Annotated in this window: 20 protein-coding genes and 1 pseudogene; 12 read left to right on the top strand and 9 right to left on the bottom strand. The window is 57.7% G+C overall.

Annotation, left to right across the window (positions count from 1 at the left end; genetic code table 11):
• The first annotated feature begins 124 nt into the window (after positions 1-124).
• From AC1DZP_RS31800 to AC1DZP_RS31790, 3 genes are all read left to right on the top strand, one after another.
• Entirely contained in the window at positions 125-289 is a 165-nt protein-coding gene (locus tag AC1DZP_RS31800) for a hypothetical protein (RefSeq protein ID WP_477307851.1), read from the top strand.
• Positions 290-649: 360 nt separating this feature from the next.
• Positions 650-991, top strand: coding sequence for a hypothetical protein (locus tag AC1DZP_RS31795; protein ID WP_477307849.1), 342 nt, complete (start codon positions 650-652; stop codon positions 989-991).
• A 1,361-nt stretch (positions 992-2,352) separates the two neighbouring features.
• Positions 2,353-3,072: a methyltransferase domain-containing protein gene (locus AC1DZP_RS31790; RefSeq protein ID WP_477307847.1), complete on the top strand. Its 720-nt coding sequence runs from the start codon at positions 2,353-2,355 to the stop codon at positions 3,070-3,072.
• Positions 3,073-3,096: 24 nt separating this feature from the next.
• Here the strand turns inward: AC1DZP_RS31790 and AC1DZP_RS31785 are convergent, their stop codons facing one another.
• Complete coding sequence (locus AC1DZP_RS31785; RefSeq protein ID WP_477290723.1) at positions 3,097-4,293, bottom strand: glycosyltransferase family 4 protein; 1,197 nt, start codon at positions 4,291-4,293, stop codon at positions 3,097-3,099.
• The gene (locus AC1DZP_RS31780) at positions 4,293-5,117 is read right to left on the bottom strand and encodes an amidohydrolase family protein (protein WP_477307845.1); all 825 of its coding nucleotides are present in this window, start codon (positions 5,115-5,117) and stop codon (positions 4,293-4,295) included. The genes AC1DZP_RS31785 and AC1DZP_RS31780 overlap by 1 nt, the downstream gene beginning before the upstream one ends.
• A gap of 193 nt (positions 5,118-5,310) precedes the next feature.
• Between AC1DZP_RS31780 and AC1DZP_RS31775 the strand changes: the two genes are divergently transcribed.
• The 4 genes from AC1DZP_RS31775 to AC1DZP_RS31760 all read left to right on the top strand — a co-directional run bounded on the left by AC1DZP_RS31775 (position 5,311) and on the right by AC1DZP_RS31760 (position 10,376).
• A complete protein-coding gene (locus AC1DZP_RS31775; RefSeq protein ID WP_477307843.1) occupies positions 5,311-6,480 on the top strand; it encodes a glycosyltransferase family 1 protein in 1,170 nt (389 codons plus the stop codon).
• Positions 6,473-7,603 carry a UDP-galactopyranose mutase gene (gene glf / locus AC1DZP_RS31770; protein ID WP_477307841.1) on the top strand — a complete coding sequence of 377 codons (1,131 nt, stop codon included), beginning with the start codon at positions 6,473-6,475 and terminating at the stop codon, positions 7,601-7,603. The genes AC1DZP_RS31775 and glf overlap by 8 nt, the downstream gene beginning before the upstream one ends.
• A 2-nt stretch (positions 7,604-7,605) precedes the next feature.
• Entirely contained in the window at positions 7,606-9,246 is a 1,641-nt protein-coding gene (locus AC1DZP_RS31765; protein WP_477307839.1) for a glycoside hydrolase family 1 protein, read from the top strand.
• Between the two features lie 860 nt (positions 9,247-10,106).
• Positions 10,107-10,376 (top strand): DUF6894 family protein, encoded by a 270-nt coding sequence (locus tag AC1DZP_RS31760; RefSeq protein WP_477307838.1) that lies wholly within the window; start codon positions 10,107-10,109, stop codon positions 10,374-10,376.
• A 17-nt stretch (positions 10,377-10,393) separates the two neighbouring features.
• Here AC1DZP_RS31760 and AC1DZP_RS31755 read toward each other — a convergent pair whose 3' ends face one another.
• The 4 genes and pseudogenes from AC1DZP_RS31755 to AC1DZP_RS31740 form a co-directional block, all read right to left on the bottom strand.
• Entirely contained in the window at positions 10,394-10,522 is a 129-nt protein-coding gene (locus AC1DZP_RS31755) for a hypothetical protein (RefSeq protein ID WP_477290711.1), read from the bottom strand.
• Positions 10,523-11,004: 482 nt separating this feature from the next.
• Positions 11,005-11,229: a hypothetical protein gene (locus tag AC1DZP_RS31750; protein ID WP_477307836.1), complete on the bottom strand. Its 225-nt coding sequence runs from the start codon at positions 11,227-11,229 to the stop codon at positions 11,005-11,007.
• Between the two features lie 746 nt (positions 11,230-11,975).
• Positions 11,976-12,182 carry a hypothetical protein gene (locus AC1DZP_RS31745; protein ID WP_477307834.1) on the bottom strand — a complete coding sequence of 69 codons (207 nt, stop codon included), beginning with the start codon at positions 12,180-12,182 and terminating at the stop codon, positions 11,976-11,978.
• Between the two features lie 148 nt (positions 12,183-12,330).
• Positions 12,331-12,622 (bottom strand): annotated as a pseudogene (locus AC1DZP_RS31740) (hypothetical protein).
• 303 nt (positions 12,623-12,925) lie between these two features.
• Here AC1DZP_RS31740 and AC1DZP_RS31735 point away from each other — a divergent pair.
• Both AC1DZP_RS31735 and AC1DZP_RS31730 read left to right on the top strand, forming a co-directional pair.
• Positions 12,926-13,324: a response regulator gene (locus tag AC1DZP_RS31735; protein WP_477307832.1), complete on the top strand. Its 399-nt coding sequence runs from the start codon at positions 12,926-12,928 to the stop codon at positions 13,322-13,324.
• Positions 13,325-13,679: 355 nt separating this feature from the next.
• Positions 13,680-14,657, top strand: coding sequence for an SDR family oxidoreductase (locus AC1DZP_RS31730; RefSeq protein WP_477307830.1), 978 nt, complete (start codon positions 13,680-13,682; stop codon positions 14,655-14,657).
• Between the two features lie 109 nt (positions 14,658-14,766).
• Here AC1DZP_RS31730 and AC1DZP_RS31725 read toward each other — a convergent pair whose 3' ends face one another.
• Together AC1DZP_RS31725 and AC1DZP_RS31720 are read right to left on the bottom strand one after the other, a co-directional pair.
• Entirely contained in the window at positions 14,767-14,931 is a 165-nt protein-coding gene (locus AC1DZP_RS31725; RefSeq protein ID WP_457155259.1) for a hypothetical protein, read from the bottom strand.
• 175 nt (positions 14,932-15,106) lie between these two features.
• Positions 15,107-15,319, bottom strand: a complete 213-nt coding sequence (locus tag AC1DZP_RS31720) for a hypothetical protein (protein WP_477291996.1) — start codon at positions 15,317-15,319, stop codon at positions 15,107-15,109.
• 75 nt (positions 15,320-15,394) lie between these two features.
• Between AC1DZP_RS31720 and AC1DZP_RS31715 the strand changes: the two genes are divergently transcribed.
• From AC1DZP_RS31715 to AC1DZP_RS31705, 3 genes are all read left to right on the top strand, one after another.
• Positions 15,395-15,976 (top strand): inorganic diphosphatase, encoded by a 582-nt coding sequence (locus AC1DZP_RS31715; RefSeq protein WP_477307827.1) that lies wholly within the window; start codon positions 15,395-15,397, stop codon positions 15,974-15,976.
• 746 nt (positions 15,977-16,722) lie between these two features.
• Positions 16,723-16,938 (top strand): hypothetical protein, encoded by a 216-nt coding sequence (locus tag AC1DZP_RS31710; RefSeq protein WP_477307825.1) that lies wholly within the window; start codon positions 16,723-16,725, stop codon positions 16,936-16,938.
• A 340-nt stretch (positions 16,939-17,278) separates the two neighbouring features.
• The gene (locus AC1DZP_RS31705; protein ID WP_477307823.1) at positions 17,279-17,638 is read left to right on the top strand and encodes a hypothetical protein; all 360 of its coding nucleotides are present in this window, start codon (positions 17,279-17,281) and stop codon (positions 17,636-17,638) included.
• A gap of 69 nt (positions 17,639-17,707) precedes the next feature.
• Here AC1DZP_RS31705 and AC1DZP_RS31700 read toward each other — a convergent pair.
• The coding region (locus AC1DZP_RS31700) for a hypothetical protein (RefSeq protein WP_477307821.1) at positions 17,708-17,899 on the bottom strand (192 nt) is incomplete at its 5' end.

Below are 17,899 nucleotides of genomic sequence, written 5' to 3'. Positions count from 1 at the left end.
GAGCACCCCTATCTCTCAGCCGCTTGAGCCCGTACAGGCGGCAAGCTCGCTTAACTATCCCGCCATGCGGAAGGGCGACGCTTGGCACTCGCAGATTTCACACGGATCTAGGCGAGGATCCGGTGTGGAAAAAGCTAGTTCGACATTGGTAGATGACGAAATTTCGAGCAAGGCGGCAAAACAGGAGGCTGCCTTGGAAAAACATCGCATCGACAAGGGAAAATTTGAACGAGCCGACCGCGAGGCGCGCAAGCTGATAGACGCCGAACGACAGGCCAGAGACGCTTAGACCGCCGGCTCAGAGAGTTGAGACTCAGCGCAGGCCTGGGCTTGGTGCTTGTCAAAACGCAGGCAAAATTTACTGGTGTATGAGGACTCCAAGGTCTCTCCCTCCCTCGCAATTGGTAGGCAACAGCTGACGGCAAGACTCATGACTTCGGAACTCATGAGCCGATCGCAGATGGGAACTCAGCTTCATTGTTCGTTTCTCATCTCGCTTTAGACGGCCGGAACCTTTGGGATCGTTCAAGGTTAAGCCGGAGCAGCACGTTCTCATCGGTCCGTGCCGCTGACCAAGCTGACTCGTCTCGGTCGGCCCGCGCAGCTTTGACCGCAGTCGCGGGCCACCCCTCTTTTCCCAAGGTGTCCTATGACTAACAACGTTCCTGAAAACCAAGTTCGACAAGGACCTCTTGGGCGGCCCGTCCGAATTGTCCTCATAGCCGCGCTCCTGCTGGCCATTGCCGCCTGGGGTGTCGTCGAGATCTATGGCGTAATCATCAAAGGACCCTCGACAGACCTGCAGGACAGCCAGGCTCCCGCTGCCTCCAGCACAAACCCGGCCTCGACCAATCGCGTTCAATCTCAGTCTGACAGTGTTAACAGCCAGCCGATCGATCACAATCCCAAGGTGGACAAGAATCCAACGCCGCAGTTCAGCACAGGCGGTGATCAGCAAGGGGCGCAGCCGTCACAACCGGCTGCACATTAAACGGTAAGTCGGGCCACCCGACCCGCATTTCGGCAGGCTGATTTGCTCGGACCGTCGTCACCTTCTCGTCACATCGGCGCATGTGTCCGGATTTGTCGAGGCCCTCAAGAAACGCCGCATAGATCACGAGATTAATGTGAATCCTTTTATCCGCAGTGGGCCGCGTGTCCTAGTCGATGTTGAGGAGGTTTATCAACCGGCCAGCTTGCCGCTGTGCGACCGCTTCCTTGAAAGCCACTGCGGCAGCATCGCATGCCGGCCTGGATGGTCCATAAAGATTGAGAATGAGCCGCGCCGACTTCTCGGACAAGCCGTGCTTCGATGCGAATTCGTCTGCACCGTATTGCCCCGTCCGCTCGACCTGCGGCCCTGCATTGCCCGCTCCTCGATCACCAAGGTGGATCGACGATCACAAAATTCGCGCGCATTGCGGCGAACGTCAAGACTTGAGCCGGCCGGGTTGATGTAGCGGTAGTTGAGTAGGGACAATCGATCGCCGTCTATTGAACTGCGGATACCGGTTTGCCCAGCAATTGATTAAGGCTCTCGCCTTTTTGGACATCGGGCCCGCCAAACCGCTGAACGCTTTCCGCAGTGCACCCAAGACAAGAAGCTGCCACCAACGAGCGTTGTTACAGACCGACCTAATCAGAAAAGCGGTCTCGATCTTGACGCGTCGAGACGAGCGTCAAGTTCGCACAACTGCGCGATCTTCTCTTCAGTCGAAAGCAATCCGTCTTCGGCTATGTGTTGAGCCTTGGTCTCGGCGGACATCACCATACCGAAGTGTCCTCGAGTAGAGATCAGTGCCAACGTCGATCGGGTAAAGACGTTCCACCGCGTCGGTCGCAAATCGATGTCCGCTAAAAACGCGACGCATCGCGCCGTCCTGCCGGATCTTGAACGACATCAAATCACCAAGAGGGTCCCAATGCGCTGAAACGAAGAGCGCCTGAACCAGGAACAGCCGGAATCGTAGCGACGTTGCTCCCGGAGGAACAAAACATCTCCCGGCAAATTCGTATTAGGTATGACTGAATTGCTTAATCGAGGCGGAAATCATGGGGTTCTTCGGCAAGTATTTTTCGGGCCTCTTGGGCAAAAAAGAATAGCCAGAAAAGCGCAGCGGCGACATGTGCAAGGCGACCGGGGCTGGTCCTGCATTGGCAGCTCACTCGAAGGACGCAAAGACTGCAGGCCCCAGCGGTCAAAATGCGACGGCAGCGAGGAAGAAAGCTGATGGCTGAGGCAGAAGCAATCTGGGTGGTCATGCCTCTCATGAGCCAGCGATATGCTGTCGATCGAGTGGTCCTCGCATTCATGACAAGGCCACACCAACTAAGCCTTCAGGGAGCGACGTGATGACAGCCCAAGCAAGATCCTCGCCCCTGGCTCCCAGGTTTGAATCGCAGATGCGAGCTGTCCCGGCACCTGGTTCGGTGGTCTTTGGAGACCTTGGCGAGGTCGAACCTATAAGCCGGAAATTTGGGGGCGATCGGGGCACGCCACTCGACCGCTACTACATCGAGAGTTTCCTACGGCGCCACGCAGAGGACATCCGAGGGCGCGTCGCGGAGATCGGCGACAATGTCTACACGCTCCGTTTTGGCCTGGAGCGGGTTTTGACTTCCGACATTATCGACTCGCCAGAGAGTGCCAATCCTCACGCCACGATGCGCATCGATCTTCAGAGCGAGAATGCCGTGGAGGGCGGGCGCCTTGACTGCATCATCGTGACCCAGACGCTGCACATGATCTACGACGTGCGGGGGGCACTTGCAACGATCCACCGCGCCTTGGCACCAAGTGGTGTGGTGTTGGCGACGGTACCAGGCATCACTTCCATCGACGCCCATGACGGGCCAGAAAAGTGGTTCTGGGCCATGACCCAGAGTGCTGCACGACGCCTATTCGAGGAAAGGTTTGGCTCAGCTGGAGTGGAAGTGCAGCAATTCGGCAATGTTCTGGCCGCCACAGCCTTTCTGCAAGGTCTTGCTTTGGAGGAGATCGACCGCGCAAGCCTCGACGTTGTTGATCCCCTTTACCCTGTCATTACCGGGATCAGGGCCACTAAATTCTAATCCTGTGGTCGTGCTACCTGGAATTCAGGGGATGGAGTGGAGGCGGGCCTTATCGGGACGAGATCCTCGCAACTGCCGGAAAATATGACCCGTCAGAGTGGCTGACTGGCGGATATCGAAGCTCGCTTGCGCTCGCCTCACGCTCGCGCCAGCCATCGATTTTAGCCTAACGGGATTGGATAACAGCGAGATAGCCGCGAGGGCGACGCCTTCCCAGTCGCCGGGATATTCCGACACGATGCCGGGCCATTCGGTGGTTCCTATGAGAATCCCGGTCTCGCCCGTAGTGACGATTTCCGGCACGCCACCGACGCCGATCGCCACGACTGGTACGCCAGATGCCATGGCCTCCAGGATGGTAAGCGGCATCGCATCAGCGCGCGAAGTATGCAACAGCAAATCAAATGCCGGATAAATCCGATGTGGTTCGCGCGCTAGGCCAACCATATGGATGCGCGGCTCCAGCCCTGCACGTCGAACGGTGGCCGTGAGATCCTTTTCCATTGACCCGGTGCCAACCATTGCGAAATGCACATCGGGGCGCCTTTGCAATATGAATTCGGCTGCCTTGATAAATTTGTCAGGGCCTTTTTCCCAGGCCAGCCTGCCAACAAAGCCGACCAAAATATCGGCGGGGCCGACGTTAATCGTTTGGCGGAAGTCCAAGGGGTCAGCCGACATCGGATGATACACAGCGAGGTCGACCCCGTTCGGAACGAGACTTACAAGCTCCGGCGCCAATCCCACCGCAAGTGCTTGCGACCAAGCTTCGCGGCACACAACAATGGTGTGGCTCCCGGTTGTGCGCGCCACACTAATTTCCTGCGGATGCAAGCTCATCCCGTGCAACGTGGCAACGGTCGGCGTCCCGCTCAGTCGGCCGGCCATTGCCGCCACGGTATGCGCGTTCATCAGGTGAGCGTGGAGCAAGTCGACACCGGTTTCACGGACGAGTGTGCATATCAGTTCGATTGTCTTCCAAGGTGGATCATCACGCAGGGGCGCAATATATACGTCTCTGCCTTCGGACCTTAACAATGCGGTATAAGGGCTTTCATACGGGCACAGGAGCGACACTCTGAACTCGTTCGATGGCAGGTTCGCAGCCAGATTACGCACGTAGTTTTCCATGCCTCCGACGATGGCGTTGCCCAAGACCTCAAGCACATGCGTGCGCTCATCAGTCTGGCCGCCTGGCACCGCACGCGGGGTCCGGCCCATCAGTTTCCTCCTTGCGAGGGGCGTAGCCTTAGCCAATCCATTGCAGTCCCCGACATGATCGCATTTCGGTCATCGGCTGCGACGTCGAGCTGCTCGAGAATTGCCGTGACCTCGTCAAGAGCAGCGTGGATATGAGGACCACTGCACGGCAAGAATCGGTCGCTGCCGAATTGCAGCGAGCGTGGGCCGATCACGTCGATTGCCTTGCGAAAGACCTCGTCGCGGTAGATGGGAGGTGGTCCAAAGGACAGGTCGAAGCGAAACTGGCTCTCGGCTGGGTCAACGCCATTTATCCGGTCGATAACACCAACCGCGTTGGCTTCGTCACACCATGGCCAGCCAAGGTGAGCCAAGGTGACGCGAAGGCCGGGATGATCGCGAACGGCCTCGTAGAAAGACGGCCGGCAGAAACGGCCGGATCGGCCGTCAATGAAAATTCCGCTATGAAACAAAATGGGCAGGTCGAGCCTTGCGGCGACCGCGTACACGCGATGGGCGCACTCGTCATACGGATACCATCCGGTCGGAACCAATTTCAGCGCGCGAATACCGGGAAGCGCGGCTGCCTCCTCAAGATCGTCGGCTGCCTGCGGATGGAGCGGATTGACAACCGCGAACCCGACGAGCCGATCCGAGTGGCCTCTGATAAGGTCGGAAAGGTAGCGGTTGCCAGCGCGCAACGACTCCCGGTCATTCAGCGAATAGGGCGGTGTCAGGAACGGCGCCAGCAGGAACGCGACATCCACGCTTGCATCATCAAGCGTCTGTAGCACATCTGCCGTCGTTTCTCGGCCCGACGTATGAAGGTGTGCATCGACAATCATAGGCGCCTCCCCGCCCACAACTTACGGAGGCGATGCCCGTTCCAGCCATCACGAGAAATCGTGCTTGTCGGGTTGCCAGGCTGTGGTTTCCCGGGTTGCCAGGCTAAGGAAGACAAAATTCCGTCGTCCGTGGAACCCGATCTGCGGACGGAACTTGAACCAGCACAAGTCAAACCTAATGCGGATCGTTGCAATGGATCAGACTGTATCCAACCCCTTGCTCGTGCCTTGTAGTAACCCACTTCTGTTATGTTTTTCCCATTTGCGGTGGGACTTTGTTTTTCAACGCCCGCAACATTTGATGACGCGCGCCGCAGCCGACTACACCGTCGTGTTCTTCGAAGAACCCGTCTTCGAGCCCGTCCAGATCCCTCTTCTTCGTCGCAAAGCGGTTGGGCCAAGCCTGGACGTTGTGACGCCGATACTGCCACACCACCAGTCCGGAATGGAGGTCGACAGAGCCATCGCCATTCTGCTTGAGAATCTCGTGGCGGGCATCGAGCACGACCAGCTGGTGACCTGGTACTACACGCCCATGGCCCTTAAGTTCACGGCCGCGCTGCAGGAGGATATCTGCATTTACGACTGCATGGACGAACTTTCTGCCTTCAAAAACGCACCTCCCGAACTTGAGCGACTTGAGGAGCAGCTCTTCGGCAAGGCCGACGTCGTGTTCACGGGCGGAATGAGCCTTTACGAGTCCAAGCGCAGTCGGCATCACTCCGTCCATGCATTTCCAAGCAGCATTGACACGGCACACTTCCATCAGGCGCGCCGGCCTCAGGCAGACCCCGCCGACCAGCAGACCATTGCCCATCCCCGCGTAGGCTTCTTCGGAGTCATCGACGAGCGGTTCGACGTCGACCTGATGGCTCGAACCGCTACAGCGATGCCTACGGTCCAGTTCGTCACGATCGGTCCAGTGGTCAAGATCGACCCGGCCACGCTGCCCGCCGGCCCAAACATTCATTGGTTGGGCGCTAAGCCGTATGCCGAGCTGCCCAGATACATGGCTGGTTGGGACGTAGGGTGGATGCCTTTCGCCTTGAACGACGCCACGCGGTTTATCAGTCCGACGAAGACGCCTGAGTTCCTAGCCGGCGGACTGCCGGTGGTCTCGACTGCTATCGTCGATGTGGTGCGAACCTACGGCGGTCGCGGACTGGTCGAGATTGCTGATACAGGGTCTATGCCAGCCGCCCTTAGCACCGCTCTGCGCAAGGGTCGCGGTGCAATGGCCAAGGTCGATGCGTTCCTCTCCGGAATGTCTTGGGACTCGACCTGGAGTGCCATGCACGCCCTGTTTGAGCCCGGGAAGGTTGTGCGCCGCCCCGGGTTCAAGAGGTTGGTCGACCATGTTTGATTGGCTTGTCGTCGGCGCAGGCTTCGCCGGAAGCGTTTTGGCAGAGCGACTAGCCAGTCGGCGCGGCGAGACAGTGCTCGTCGTCGATCGTCGGAGTCACATCGGCGGCAACGCTTTTGATTGGTACGATGAAGCCGGCATTCTCGTGCATCGCTATGGGCCGCATATCTTTCACACCAATTCTGAATCCATTGTCGCCTACCTGTCTCAGTTCACGGCGTGGCGCCCTTATGAGCACCGTGTTCTAGCCAAGGTTGACGGTCAGCTTCTGCCAATTCCAATTAACCTGGACACGATCAATCGTCTCTATGGCCTCGAGCTAACCTCCGAGCAAATGGAGCAGTTTCTGGTCGAACGGAGAGAGAGCGTGCAAGAAATCCGCACCGCCGAGGACGTGGTCGTGGGCACGGTGGGACGCGAACTCTACCAGAAGTTTTTCCAAGGCTACACGCGAAAACAGTGGGGGGTCGACCCGTCGCAGCTGAGCAGGTCAGTGACAGCGCGCGTGCCGACACGAACCAATCGCGATGACAGGTATTTCGGCGACGCGTTCCAAAGCATGCCAGCGGGCGGCTACTCACGCATGTTTCAACGGATGCTGGCCCATCCCAATATCAAAGTGATGCTGCAAACGGACTACCGCGAGGTTCGAGAGGTCATCCCCTATCGGCGCCTCATCTATAGCGGTCCAATCGATGAATTTTTCGACTTCAGGCTGGGAAAATTGCCGTACCGATCTTTGCGTTTCGAGCACGTCACACTCGACACCCCACGGTTCCAGCCGGTCGCCGTCGTCAACTACCCGCAGACCGAGGCCTTCACCAGGATCACGGAATACAAACATATGACGGGACAGCAGCATCCTCAAACAAGCCTGACCTACGAATATCCAACGGATGACGGCGATCCTTACTATCCGGTGCCCAGGGCGGACAATGAAGTGCTTTACAAGCGATATGAGGCACTCGCGGCTCAGCAGACCGATGCGATTTTCGTCGGTCGGCTGGCAACCTACCGGTACTACAATATGGACCAAGTAATTGGTCAAGCGCTGGCCGCGTTCAATCGCATTCAGAAGATGGGCGCGCAGGAGCTATCCCTTGCCAAGGGCGCGGCGGGGTAGTCATGGTTGAAGTTTGGGGCGGCATTGAATGCAGCGTCGTTCGTGTAGGTGGCGTGACCCGCAATCAGCTCGCCGAAACCGGTCATTCAAAACGCGTTGAGGATTTAGATCTCGTCGCTTCCCTCGGTATCAAAACACTTCGATATCCTGCCTTGTGGGAGCACGTCGAGCCTTTGGAGGGTCAGGATGACTGGAACTGGCTCGACGAGCGGTTCCAACGCATGCGCCAACTCGGCATCAGTCCAATTGCAGCTCTTGTCCACCATGGGAGCGGGCCGTGCTGGACGTCCATTCTCGCACCCGATTTTGCGGAACATCTCGCCGCGTTTGGCGGGCGGCTTGCTCGTCGGTACCCGTGGGTAAAGACTTTCACGCCGATCAACGAACCGATGGCAACCGCCCGCCTAAGCGGTCTTTATGGGTTTTGGCATCCGCACCGCGCGGACGAGCCAAGTTGCCTGCGGCTTCTTGTTGCCCAGTGCCTTGCGATAGCCATGACAATGTCGGCTATCCGCAAGGTCATTCCCGACGCCCGCCTTCTGCAGACCGAGGATTTCGGAAAGATTTTTGCGACGCCAAAGCTGACATACCAGGCTGAATACGAGAATGGCCGGCGATGGTTATCGCTGGATCTGCTTTGTGGGCAGGTCGGTCAGAGCCATCCGTTCCATGAACGCCTCCTCGACGCTGGTGTCGATGCAGCCCACTTGGCAGAGTTGGAGGGCGCGCCCTGCCCTCCGGACCTCATCGGCGTTGATTACTACCTCACCAGCGATCGATTCCTCGATCATCGGGTCGAAAGGCACCCTCAAGAACCGGTCGGCGGCAACGGCATCGATCCCTATGTCGACTTCGCCGCTGTCCGCGCCGACGCGCCAGCCTGCGAACTCGGATTTGCCTCGCGCCTGCGCGAGGTGTGGCGCCGCTACTCTCTACCGTTGGCAATTGGAGAAGTGCACAACGCCTGCACCCGTGAGGAACAGCTGCGGTGGTTCATGGAGGGATGGGACGCTGCAGGCGAATGCGTGGCTGAGGGCATTGACGTGCGTGCCGTCACTGCTTGGTCAATGTTCGGCGCCGTAGACTGGAATTCCATGATGATGCGCGAGGATGGATACTATGAGTGCGGGGTGTTTGATGTGAGGGCAGACCTTCCGCGCAGAACAATTATGGCCGATGCCATTTCGGCCTTGGTAAATAAGCAATCGTTCGGCCATCCCGTGCTTGCGCAGACGGGCTGGTGGCGTGCGCCGCGCAAGAGGTTGGGAAAATCGCCTACGATCCAGCTCCGAGGATTTGACCGGCGGCTATCGATCCTGGGGGAGTGTTGCAGTCGCCGTCGACTTCCAGCCCGGGCTGCACCCCAGCAGACAGGATCGCCGGATGAATGGGTTCAACTAAGCATAGGGTACACCGGAGGCGGCTCACTAGCTGTCTTGTATGCCAACTATTGCCAGGGCACGACCTTCTCGCTCGCGGTGTCTGATAGTGTGGACTGGGTTGCCGCCTGCAACGCATTCCTCGATCTGGTGATCGACGGCCTTAGCGGGTCCTATGAGCTGGTTTCCGCACATCGCGACAACCAGTATCGGGTCGCCGAATGCCCGGCCCCAAATACCGCTGCCATGGCACGTCAGCGCTGATGCAGGATAATCTCGCCGGCCGGTCCTATTGACCTCTAGAAGGTCTTCCTCGAGCGGTAGCCGTCGAATTTGACTTCGTGACTCCAGTCGTCACTTTCGGGAGGCTTCTTGACCCGCAAAACCGCGATTCAACAAAACCGCGATTCAATTGGCATGCTCTAAAAATGGTTCCGGAACGGCAATGGATTTCTGCTGCAACAAACTCGCCGGCTACACGTTTCCGGCGTCATCAACCGCAGAGAGGAACCGAAATGGTCGACGACAAGACCAAGCTCGATTTCCGTGATCGTGACCGACTGTCGGGCAGTGAGGACTATGAGGTCGAGTACTTACCAAGAAGGCAGGCATAACAGTCCAGCAGGCAAAGGAACTGATAGCTAAACACGGCAAAGATCGGGCGACACTGGAACGGGGAGCTTCACCGCCCGCGCCGCAATTCAATTGGCCGTGTGCGGCCCCACGGCTAGGTATCGTCGCGGCTGTGATCTGGCTAACGGCCTCATCGTGGACCTTTAGCTCGAATGTCAGGGTTTTTTCGCGGTCGGCCTCAATCACTCGGACGCGCCACTCACCGCAGGGTCCGACCACTTCAACCGCCGTCCGGCCGGTATCTCCTACTTCAATGATATCCATCCCAATTGTCCTCGCCCCTAGATGACAATTGCGAATTTATACGGCCTCAGAAACCGGTCCTTCATTAAAAAAGATGGTACGGAAGCGAACCAATTTATTGCTGGCAAATTGGCAAGCCCTGGATGGGTCGACGCGGCAACTCCCTCAGAGCCATATTGGCGGCGCGGTAGACGGGTTGCTTTGATGAGCACGCGTGGAACCTCCTTTTTCGACGCTCGTTGTAGCCGATGGCTCTTTTTTATTTCGATGTAGATGACAATGGCCACGACTTCCCTGATGACCAAGGGACCGATTGCCGGGACTTCGATCATGTTAAGGAAGAAGCGATCCGATCTCTTGTCGAATTGATCGGGGAAAGCCTTCCCGACGGCGACCACCACAAGCTGAAGATTAGAGTGCGCGACGATGGAGGCCACATCGTCCTGCAAGCGGTGCTGAACTTCGACGTCGAAATCCAACGTCGTAGCCGCGGGGCCTCACCTGACCAACATGCTTAAGATGAACTGTGCCACGCCTACTTCCGCACCAGCCATTCCAACAAGCCGGGATCGATGTCATCGCCATCGGTATAGTCGCGGATCAAAAGCGCCGCGATTGACCGCCATTGGTCTTCTGGAATATTCTCTTCGGTGACCAATTTCATGAAGGCGCTGCGCAGGATATCGCAGTCGAAAGCAGACACAGAAACACATGGCTGGGACATGATGCCAACCCCCTCATAGGCGGGAGCTTAGCTCTGCTCTCAAGCGCCGACGCGCCATAACTCAGGCCGGCGACATTCGGTATTTTAATACGCTGTGAGCGGGCTTCAATCAGGATTCACTGTACGTTTTTAACCAAGTGCTGGTCTGCAATTGCCGGCCAGTTTGCGCGCTCTAGCTCCGGCAGACGGCAACCCCTCAAATTGCCGTAGTGGCCGACGCGGCTTAGGCAATGCTCCCACCCGGGCAGCCGCGTCGGCCATTTTCCTGTAGCACCTACAGGGAGAAGTCTGCAGTTCGGCACCATTAACCAGCAAGGCGCCGAGCCTTATCGGCGACGCTTTGAGGGAAACGGCGCCGATGGCTATACGGTACTGGCGAGGGCAAGGCCGGGCGATTTTTGACGCGTTTCGAGCAGACGCGGTCACTTGCAATCTGGAAGCTTCTTCAGGGCATCCTTCGCTTCCGCCTCGGTCTTATATGTGGCCTTCGTAAGGTCTATAACCAGGGTTCCGTCCGGCTTCTTTGTGACCACCTCGCACTGCTTCGAAACAGCATCCTTAGCGACCCAATATTGGGAGGTGTCCGCAAATGCCGAAGCTGAAAACTGAATGAGCAGTGTCAGGGTGATTGCGATTTGGCGTACCATTTTTGTACTCCCTTGATCGCATTAGAACGTGGGGCTTTGAGCTTCTGTTCCCCTGAAGGTTCACGCACCAGGTACGCTCCCGGACTTCGGCGGCGTAGGACAGCGGCCGGTGGAAACGCGCTGATGAGTCCCTGTGAGGCTGCCCGCCCTCAAAGGCCGCTTGTTTAATTGTGACTTTCCGTTCCAGCTGCCATACAGTTCCCTTGGTGGCTGCCCGGAAGGGACGACCAAATATGGCCTTTACTGTCATCCGCTATGGAAGACAGGGCATCGTCGATAAGGAAATGTTCGACGCCGAGATAACGGCAAAAGATGTCGCAAGGCAAACGGCACGGTCGTTCTTAGCCATGCGGAGAACTAGAGAAAGTGCCCGTTTTGTGCGGCAGGCCCGCCGCAGGTCCAACCGAAAAGGCCAGAGCGACCCGCCGAAGGTGAATAGCCGTGGAACTTTGTACGGAAATAACCAACGATGACGGCAGCGGACACATTTCGGACCATCGACGTTTATTGCATCGGTCGGTGCCTGTGTCACTCCTGCCGGCCTCTCTGTCAAATGGCCCGCTGCCAATCCTGGCGGCGGGCTTTTCGGCTGGAGGGCTTGGATGCAGCGGCCCGGCACCCTCTCTGTTGGGATGTGGCTAGGGGTACCGGGCCTAGCTGACGGGGGTGCTTGTGAGAACACCGCCGCCGGCTGGGCTCTTATGCGCTTGTGCTAATGCAAAGTGAAGCATCGTGATTGCGGAAGGCTAGCGCGCCGATTGTTTCTTGGCGTATGCGGCGACTGCACAGAGGAAAGCCAATGCGGCGGCATCGCACGCGGGCCGAGACGGGCCTTTTGCGAAAAGAACGGCGTCCGCAGCTGGGATCGTCAGGCCATGCTTTTTGGCGAAAGCGCTAACCTCGTAAGGCCGATCATCTTCAGCTGGTTGGTCGATGCCGAAATCATAATTCATGCGACTACTTCCTCCCAATTCGCTACCTTTTTCCTCTCACCCTGAGGCAAAATTACAGCCGAGCTAGCGCGTGAGTCTAGCGATTAGCGATTGTGTAAAACGATATACTCTGGACCACTCCTACACCTTGTTGTTGTCTCCACGGTCTTCAGGCGCCCCCGTCCGTCTCGCTTTCCGCGTCGATCATCCGGACCGGCAGATAGGCGTTCTTTTCCAGCCACTCGCGCAATACGATCTGAATCAAATCCGGCCTGCCAATTCCCATCTCACCGGCAATGGGGTTCAGCGCATCCTCCGTCGCCGGCTCCAGCGGCACACCCGAAACGTTCCGGAGCATCAGGGCAGCACGTCGAAGAATTATTTGCAGATCCCGCCCGCGACACGTCCGCAATGCGGTCGGCGGCGTTCTCATGCTCTTCGGCGATAGAGAGCCGCGTTATGCCGTCGGCCGTTCGAACATGGCAAGTTGCCGTGACCGAGCGCTTGAAAGGCTAGGCCGACCGTCGAAAGGCGGCACCGCCTTGGCGGGAGCTTGCCAAATGGCGCCGGCCTATGGGAGAGGCGGAACGGTTTGTAAAAGAGTACCATGCAGCCGCTGTCGTCTGCGCTACAGGGAACGCTGAAAGCGCTGCCAAAAATCGTTTCCGGAGATAACCGCAAGGATGCGCCGTTCGTTAGATGGTAGCGCTACGGAACCAAACTGCGGGTTCAAGCGTAATAGGGCGCGATTGGAGAATTAGCAAATGAGTGTCAGTGCGGTTCTGGTCGTTGAGGACGAACCGCTTATTTTGCTTGATCTCGAGTCGGCCTTATCAGAAGCAGGATTTGAAGTCGTACCGGCTCAGGATGCCGCGCAAGCGATTGCGGTCTTCGATGCTGACCCTGCCAAATTTAGGGGCATTGTTACGGACATTCGCCTTGGGGCTGGCCAGTCCGGTTGGGAGTTAGCCAAATATTTGCGGCAAGCTAACTCTACCATCCCGGTGGTCTACATAAGCGGCGACAGCGCTATCCATTGGGGCGCTGAGGGCGCCCCAAACAGCGTCATGATCACGAAACCCTTCTTCCTGCCCCAGATTATCACGGCTCTTTCTACGCTGCTTAACGATCAACCGACGATCAACCCGGATGATCCGACTTAACCTAGAGCTGTACAACCTCGAGATGCAGACGCATGTCGGAAGCCACAATCAAGGGACGGCTCGGTATTGAGCGCTTAAACAGGCATCAGAGAAGATCAGGCCGCGATCTCGTCAATCTTCTGGGTGGCAGCAATTGGTCGCCGCTAAACCGAGAAGCCCAGTTTCTAGTCCAAAGACTCCAACTCCCCACGCCGCGCTAAAAACGGCACCGCCAACAATCAGATGTGTCGGCGCCTATGGGCCATCGAGTGATGGGTCAAATAAACGCGCAAATCGGCGACGTCGCCGTCCATGCCGTGGCAACGGTCAACCATTTCCTTGAACGCACGTTGTCCCCGAAACCCAGGAGACATCCATGCCGACCGCAACCAAAACCAACACGTCCAACGCCATGCAAAAGCAGCGACGCATACAGGGCAAAGTCGATGCGGACGACGGGGCCAAATCGAAATCGAAACCGGCCGGCGCGATGCAGGCCGGGGCGCGACAATACCCGGCACCGCCTTTCCCCAAGCAACATCACCCCAAACCCGGCCATGAGGCCGAGATCAGACCGGCTCCGTTTTACGATGCGCCGTTCTGGCGCGGCTCCGGCAAGCTGGAAAGCAAGGTGGCACTGGTCACTGGCGGCGATTCCGGCATCGGGCGGGCAGTCGCAGTCCTTTTCGCGCGCGAAGGCGCCGACGTCGCGATCGTCTATCTGTCGGAGGATGGCGACGCCGAGGTGACGAAGCAAGCGGTAGAAGGCGAGGGTGGCCGCTGCATCCTGCTCCGCGGCGATGTCGCAGACCGGACCTTCTGCCGCAAGGCTGTGACCACTACCGTCAAGCAACTGGGAGGGCTCGACGTGCTGGTCAATAACGCAGCGTTCCAAGTGCATTCGACGGATTTTGCCGACCTGACCGAGGAGCATTTCGACACCACAATGAAAACCAACCTCTACGGCTATTTCCATATGGCCAAGGAGGCGGTGGCGCATATGAAGCGCGGTTCAGCGATCGTCAATACGGGTTCTATAACCGGTATAGACGGGTCGAAAGAACTGATCGACTACTCGATGACCAAGGGGGGTATTCACGCCTTCACAAGAGCCCTGTCAGGCAACCTTGTCGACAAAGGCATCCGCGTCAATGCAGTGGCACCGGGTCCAGTGTGGACACCGCTCAACCCTTCCGAAAAACAGGCTGGCGACGTCTCGAAGTTTGGTGCGAAGACGCCGATGAGACGTCCAGCGCAGCCGGAAGAGATCGCACCCGCCTATGTGTTTCTGGCATCTCCGCAATGTTCAAGCTACATCACCGGCGAAATCCTGCCGATCATAGGTGGTTATTGACTACCTTATCCCCCATCGGCGAAACCTTTGGACGGATCGAAAGTTCGACCTCAGGCACCGAATTCTTTCCGGTCTGGCGTTGCTTTGTCGTCCAGCGCTGCCTGCACCGCTATCCCTCAGCCTTGAAATTCTTTGCCTTTTCGGCGGCCTTCTTCTTGTCGCCGCCGTGCTCGCGCAAAAGATCCTTCGCCTGCTTAGGCGACACGTCGGTCGTCTCGGCGAGGTGCATCGCCTCGCGGTCGGTATCCTGGGATTTGGTCTGGTCCTTTGGCATGGTGCTGTCTCCGGTGTGTGAAGGACAACAACAAACTCGCAGGTCGGTTCCCCCTGCTAGGGAACGGGCGATGCATTCCTAAATGGAGAAGAAGATGCCTGATCTGCACGATGTCCCATCTCTGCAGGCTTATGCACACTTTCATCGACAACGGGCCAACCAATACTCTCGTCGGCTAGTTCTTCTCCCGGCGCTTCTCAATCTCATATGTCAGCCAGCGGCAGAACATACCGATGATGGATAAGACCGCGCCGCCAACCAGACATGCTGTGAGCACGTAGCTTTTCGAAGAAGCGCTCGACCAGCTTACAATGGCGAGCAGGATCACGCTCGTCGTTGAGATGAGATAGCCCACTCCCTTCAGCATGTGCAGAGAGGGTTTTGTCATATCTGGACCTCTTCTTAGTCGGCTCTTCGGAACATTCCGCGCGCTCTGAAGTTCCATCGCGTGTCACGAGAGCGGATGGAACCTGCCGAAATCGCCACACAAATCCGAAAGAGAGGCATCCCGATGCCCAACTACCAGAAGCTGCCGACAACCTCCAACGGCCTCATTCGCGTAGTGATCGAAACCCCACGCGGCGCTACAGCGAAGCTTGCCTTCGATCCAGCAACGCTGGTGTTTGGCTATGTCCGCCCTTTGCCGGTCGGCATGATGTATCCCTATGACTGGGGTTTCATCCCGTCCACATTGGGCGAAGACGGTGATCCTCTCGATGGGCTGGTCATCCATCAGGCATCGACCGCCCCTGGCGTTGTGATCAAATGCAATCTGCTAGGCGCTTTGAGCGTCAAGCAGAAGGACGAAGGCGGGAAGGCGGTGCGCAACGATCGGTATATCTTCTCTCCCCATCGAGAGGACGCTATAGACGAGCCGGTGGCCGCGGATCGTGTTCCTGATGATTTGCGGCGCGAAATCGAACAGTTCTTTCTCTCGTCGGTGCTTGGAACGGGCAAGACCATAAAGTTCAAGGGCTGGCAGAACGCCGCGGAAGCTCGCAGGGCAATCAAGAGGGGCATGAACGCCTACGTGGCCCACCGCTGAGGTGCTATGGGCGCGATCAACAACGGAGTTAAGTTTCGCTGGAATGCCAGATGCTCGATTGTTTCGAACCCGGTGACCAGTCGTCCGTGAATGTGCCCGCCCGCAAACAGTTCTGCCGGTTCGCCTATTGCACATCAGGCAATGGTACACGGAAAACCGAACTGGCTCGCCAGTGCAGGTTGCTTTCAGCTGAACACCTGAACAGTCTGCAAGGGCAGGTGGTCGCTGCCATGGAGTCGGCCGTGATTATGCGCTTTCTTCATGGCGGCTTGCGGGTTTTGCCCGGTGGCAGCGGAGGTTCTGGCAATCCTTGGAGTGCGCCGCTAGAGCTTGCCCCGCGCCTGTCGGTTTGCGCATGTCCCCTGCATCCGCTCGGAGTGGGCAAAACATACCGAGGCGGGCAATTTCGCGTTCAGCGACAACGTGTCGAGGAGGACGAACATGGCCGTGGCTAAGAAGGACCAGGAGCGCATCACATACGCGGGGAATGTACGGGTGCGCAGGCCCGCAAGGACGGCAAGGCTCGAACTGTTCCGCAGGTCTGGGACGAATCGCCGATGCATGGCTGTTGGGGTTTGACGGTGAGCCCATCACTGGCGCCAACAAGGCCAAGCCGGTCGGCGACCTGATGGAAGCGGAAGTTGACGAAACTGCCGTGAGCCAGCGACGTCAGTCGACCAGCAAACAGATTTAGGAACATTTTTGCCGGCTAGGAATTCATGGGTCTCTTAGCGGTGGAGGCTTTCATGACCCAACGACGCGTCGACAAGGAGCGGATTGAGCGCGCTGATCGCGAATCGAAACTGACGATCGAGGCTGAGCGTCTGGCCAGAGGTGCGAAGACGGCGCGGCTGCGAGCGCAGCGCCTTTCTGCGGAATCATCTGTCGAAAAGAAGGATCCCGCCGAACGTCATCGAGGCGCCGTCAAGAAAGCAGCACGAAAGATTATTGAGGTCGAGTGAGAAAGTAGCCCGGAACCGTAAACGCCTTCGCCAACCCGTCGATCGTGGCTGTCTGACTGGCAGTCTTCAGCGGCCGTGATTTTCCGTCTTCTCCGGTGCCTGGCCGTAGACGCCATCGGTTCCTGGTTTCGGCCAATCTCTGCCTTGTCAGACGTGCCAATCGCCTGGAACAAAGCCTTTCAGCGGAGGTTTACCCAGCGAAAGGACTGATACTTTCGAGGAGACATCCCATGTGGGCGGCGGTAGCTCAGACACGGCCGGCCGAAACTCATTCGCGCAGCTAACGCCAATTGCGTAGCCGGCGCGGCCGACTGCCAAAAGGGTTCGAAGATGAAGATGGGTGAGGCCCAAGATCCAGACAGACCAGCAGGCGCAGGGCAAGGCTAGTGCGACCACCAACCAACAGGCCCAGGGGAAAGCAAAGGTCCAGACCGACGAGCAGGCTCAGGCATCGACACAGACTGATCAGGGGTCGACTGCTTCCATCACCAATGTCACGGTGGAACAGAAAACCCAGATCACCCAGGTCATCAAGGAGACCAGGGTCGAGCCGGTGTCCAGTGTCGATTTCGATATTTCGGTCGGCATTGAGGTTCCCCGGCACAAGATTCGGTTGCATCGTCTGTACCAGCCTACGAAACCTACGAGTATTTCGTATTGGCCGACGGTCGGGTCGTCATCGTCGATCCGGACACGCTGAAGATCGTCCTGATTTTGACCTGACGCTGCAGGGCCGAAAAGGCTCGCCACATCGACGTGGCGGGCCTTTTCACAAGATCTGCCGATGAATCAGATGCTGCGGACGTATTGGCGAAATGCAGCAATCGCTGAACACAATATGGAAGGTCGAACCTCGGGGGAGTTCCTTGTCGCGTCTGGTCCGCGCCCGTGCAGCAAGTTTGGGTTTGGTTGCTGCGCTAGGTTTCATGTTGCTCGTGTCTCTCGTTGCGAGCGCAGCGAT

It is taken from the genome of Mesorhizobium sp. P2_F8 (assembly GCF_056403655.1).
The sequence above is the reverse complement of the archived record's forward strand: the minus strand, read 5'-3'. Positions and strand labels throughout refer to the sequence as shown.

Coding starts and splice junctions, on each gene's coding strand:
- AC1DZP_RS31795 (WP_477307849.1), top strand. CDS start 650: ATGACTAACAACGTTCCTGAAAACCAAGTTCGACAAGGACCTCTTGGG.
- AC1DZP_RS31790 (WP_477307847.1), top strand. CDS start 2,353: ATGACAGCCCAAGCAAGATCCTCGCCCCTGGCTCCCAGGTTTGAATCG.
- AC1DZP_RS31785 (WP_477290723.1), bottom strand. CDS start 4,293: ATGGGCCGGACCCCGCGTGCGGTGCCAGGCGGCCAGACTGATGAGCGC.
- AC1DZP_RS31780 (WP_477307845.1), bottom strand. CDS start 5,117: ATGATTGTCGATGCACACCTTCATACGTCGGGCCGAGAAACGACGGCA.
- AC1DZP_RS31775 (WP_477307843.1), top strand. CDS start 5,311: ATGGATCAGACTGTATCCAACCCCTTGCTCGTGCCTTGTAGTAACCCA.
- glf (WP_477307841.1), top strand. CDS start 6,473: ATGTTTGATTGGCTTGTCGTCGGCGCAGGCTTCGCCGGAAGCGTTTTG.
- AC1DZP_RS31765 (WP_477307839.1), top strand. CDS start 7,606: ATGGTTGAAGTTTGGGGCGGCATTGAATGCAGCGTCGTTCGTGTAGGT.
- AC1DZP_RS31760 (WP_477307838.1), top strand. CDS start 10,107: ATGGCTCTTTTTTATTTCGATGTAGATGACAATGGCCACGACTTCCCT.
- AC1DZP_RS31755 (WP_477290711.1), bottom strand. CDS start 10,522: ATGAAATTGGTCACCGAAGAGAATATTCCAGAAGACCAATGGCGGTCA.
- AC1DZP_RS31750 (WP_477307836.1), bottom strand. CDS start 11,229: ATGGTACGCCAAATCGCAATCACCCTGACACTGCTCATTCAGTTTTCA.
- AC1DZP_RS31745 (WP_477307834.1), bottom strand. CDS start 12,182: ATGAATTATGATTTCGGCATCGACCAACCAGCTGAAGATGATCGGCCT.
- AC1DZP_RS31735 (WP_477307832.1), top strand. CDS start 12,926: ATGAGTGTCAGTGCGGTTCTGGTCGTTGAGGACGAACCGCTTATTTTG.
- AC1DZP_RS31730 (WP_477307830.1), top strand. CDS start 13,680: ATGCCGACCGCAACCAAAACCAACACGTCCAACGCCATGCAAAAGCAG.
- AC1DZP_RS31725 (WP_457155259.1), bottom strand. CDS start 14,931: ATGCCAAAGGACCAGACCAAATCCCAGGATACCGACCGCGAGGCGATG.
- AC1DZP_RS31720 (WP_477291996.1), bottom strand. CDS start 15,319: ATGACAAAACCCTCTCTGCACATGCTGAAGGGAGTGGGCTATCTCATC.
- AC1DZP_RS31715 (WP_477307827.1), top strand. CDS start 15,395: ATGGAACCTGCCGAAATCGCCACACAAATCCGAAAGAGAGGCATCCCG.
- AC1DZP_RS31710 (WP_477307825.1), top strand. CDS start 16,723: ATGACCCAACGACGCGTCGACAAGGAGCGGATTGAGCGCGCTGATCGC.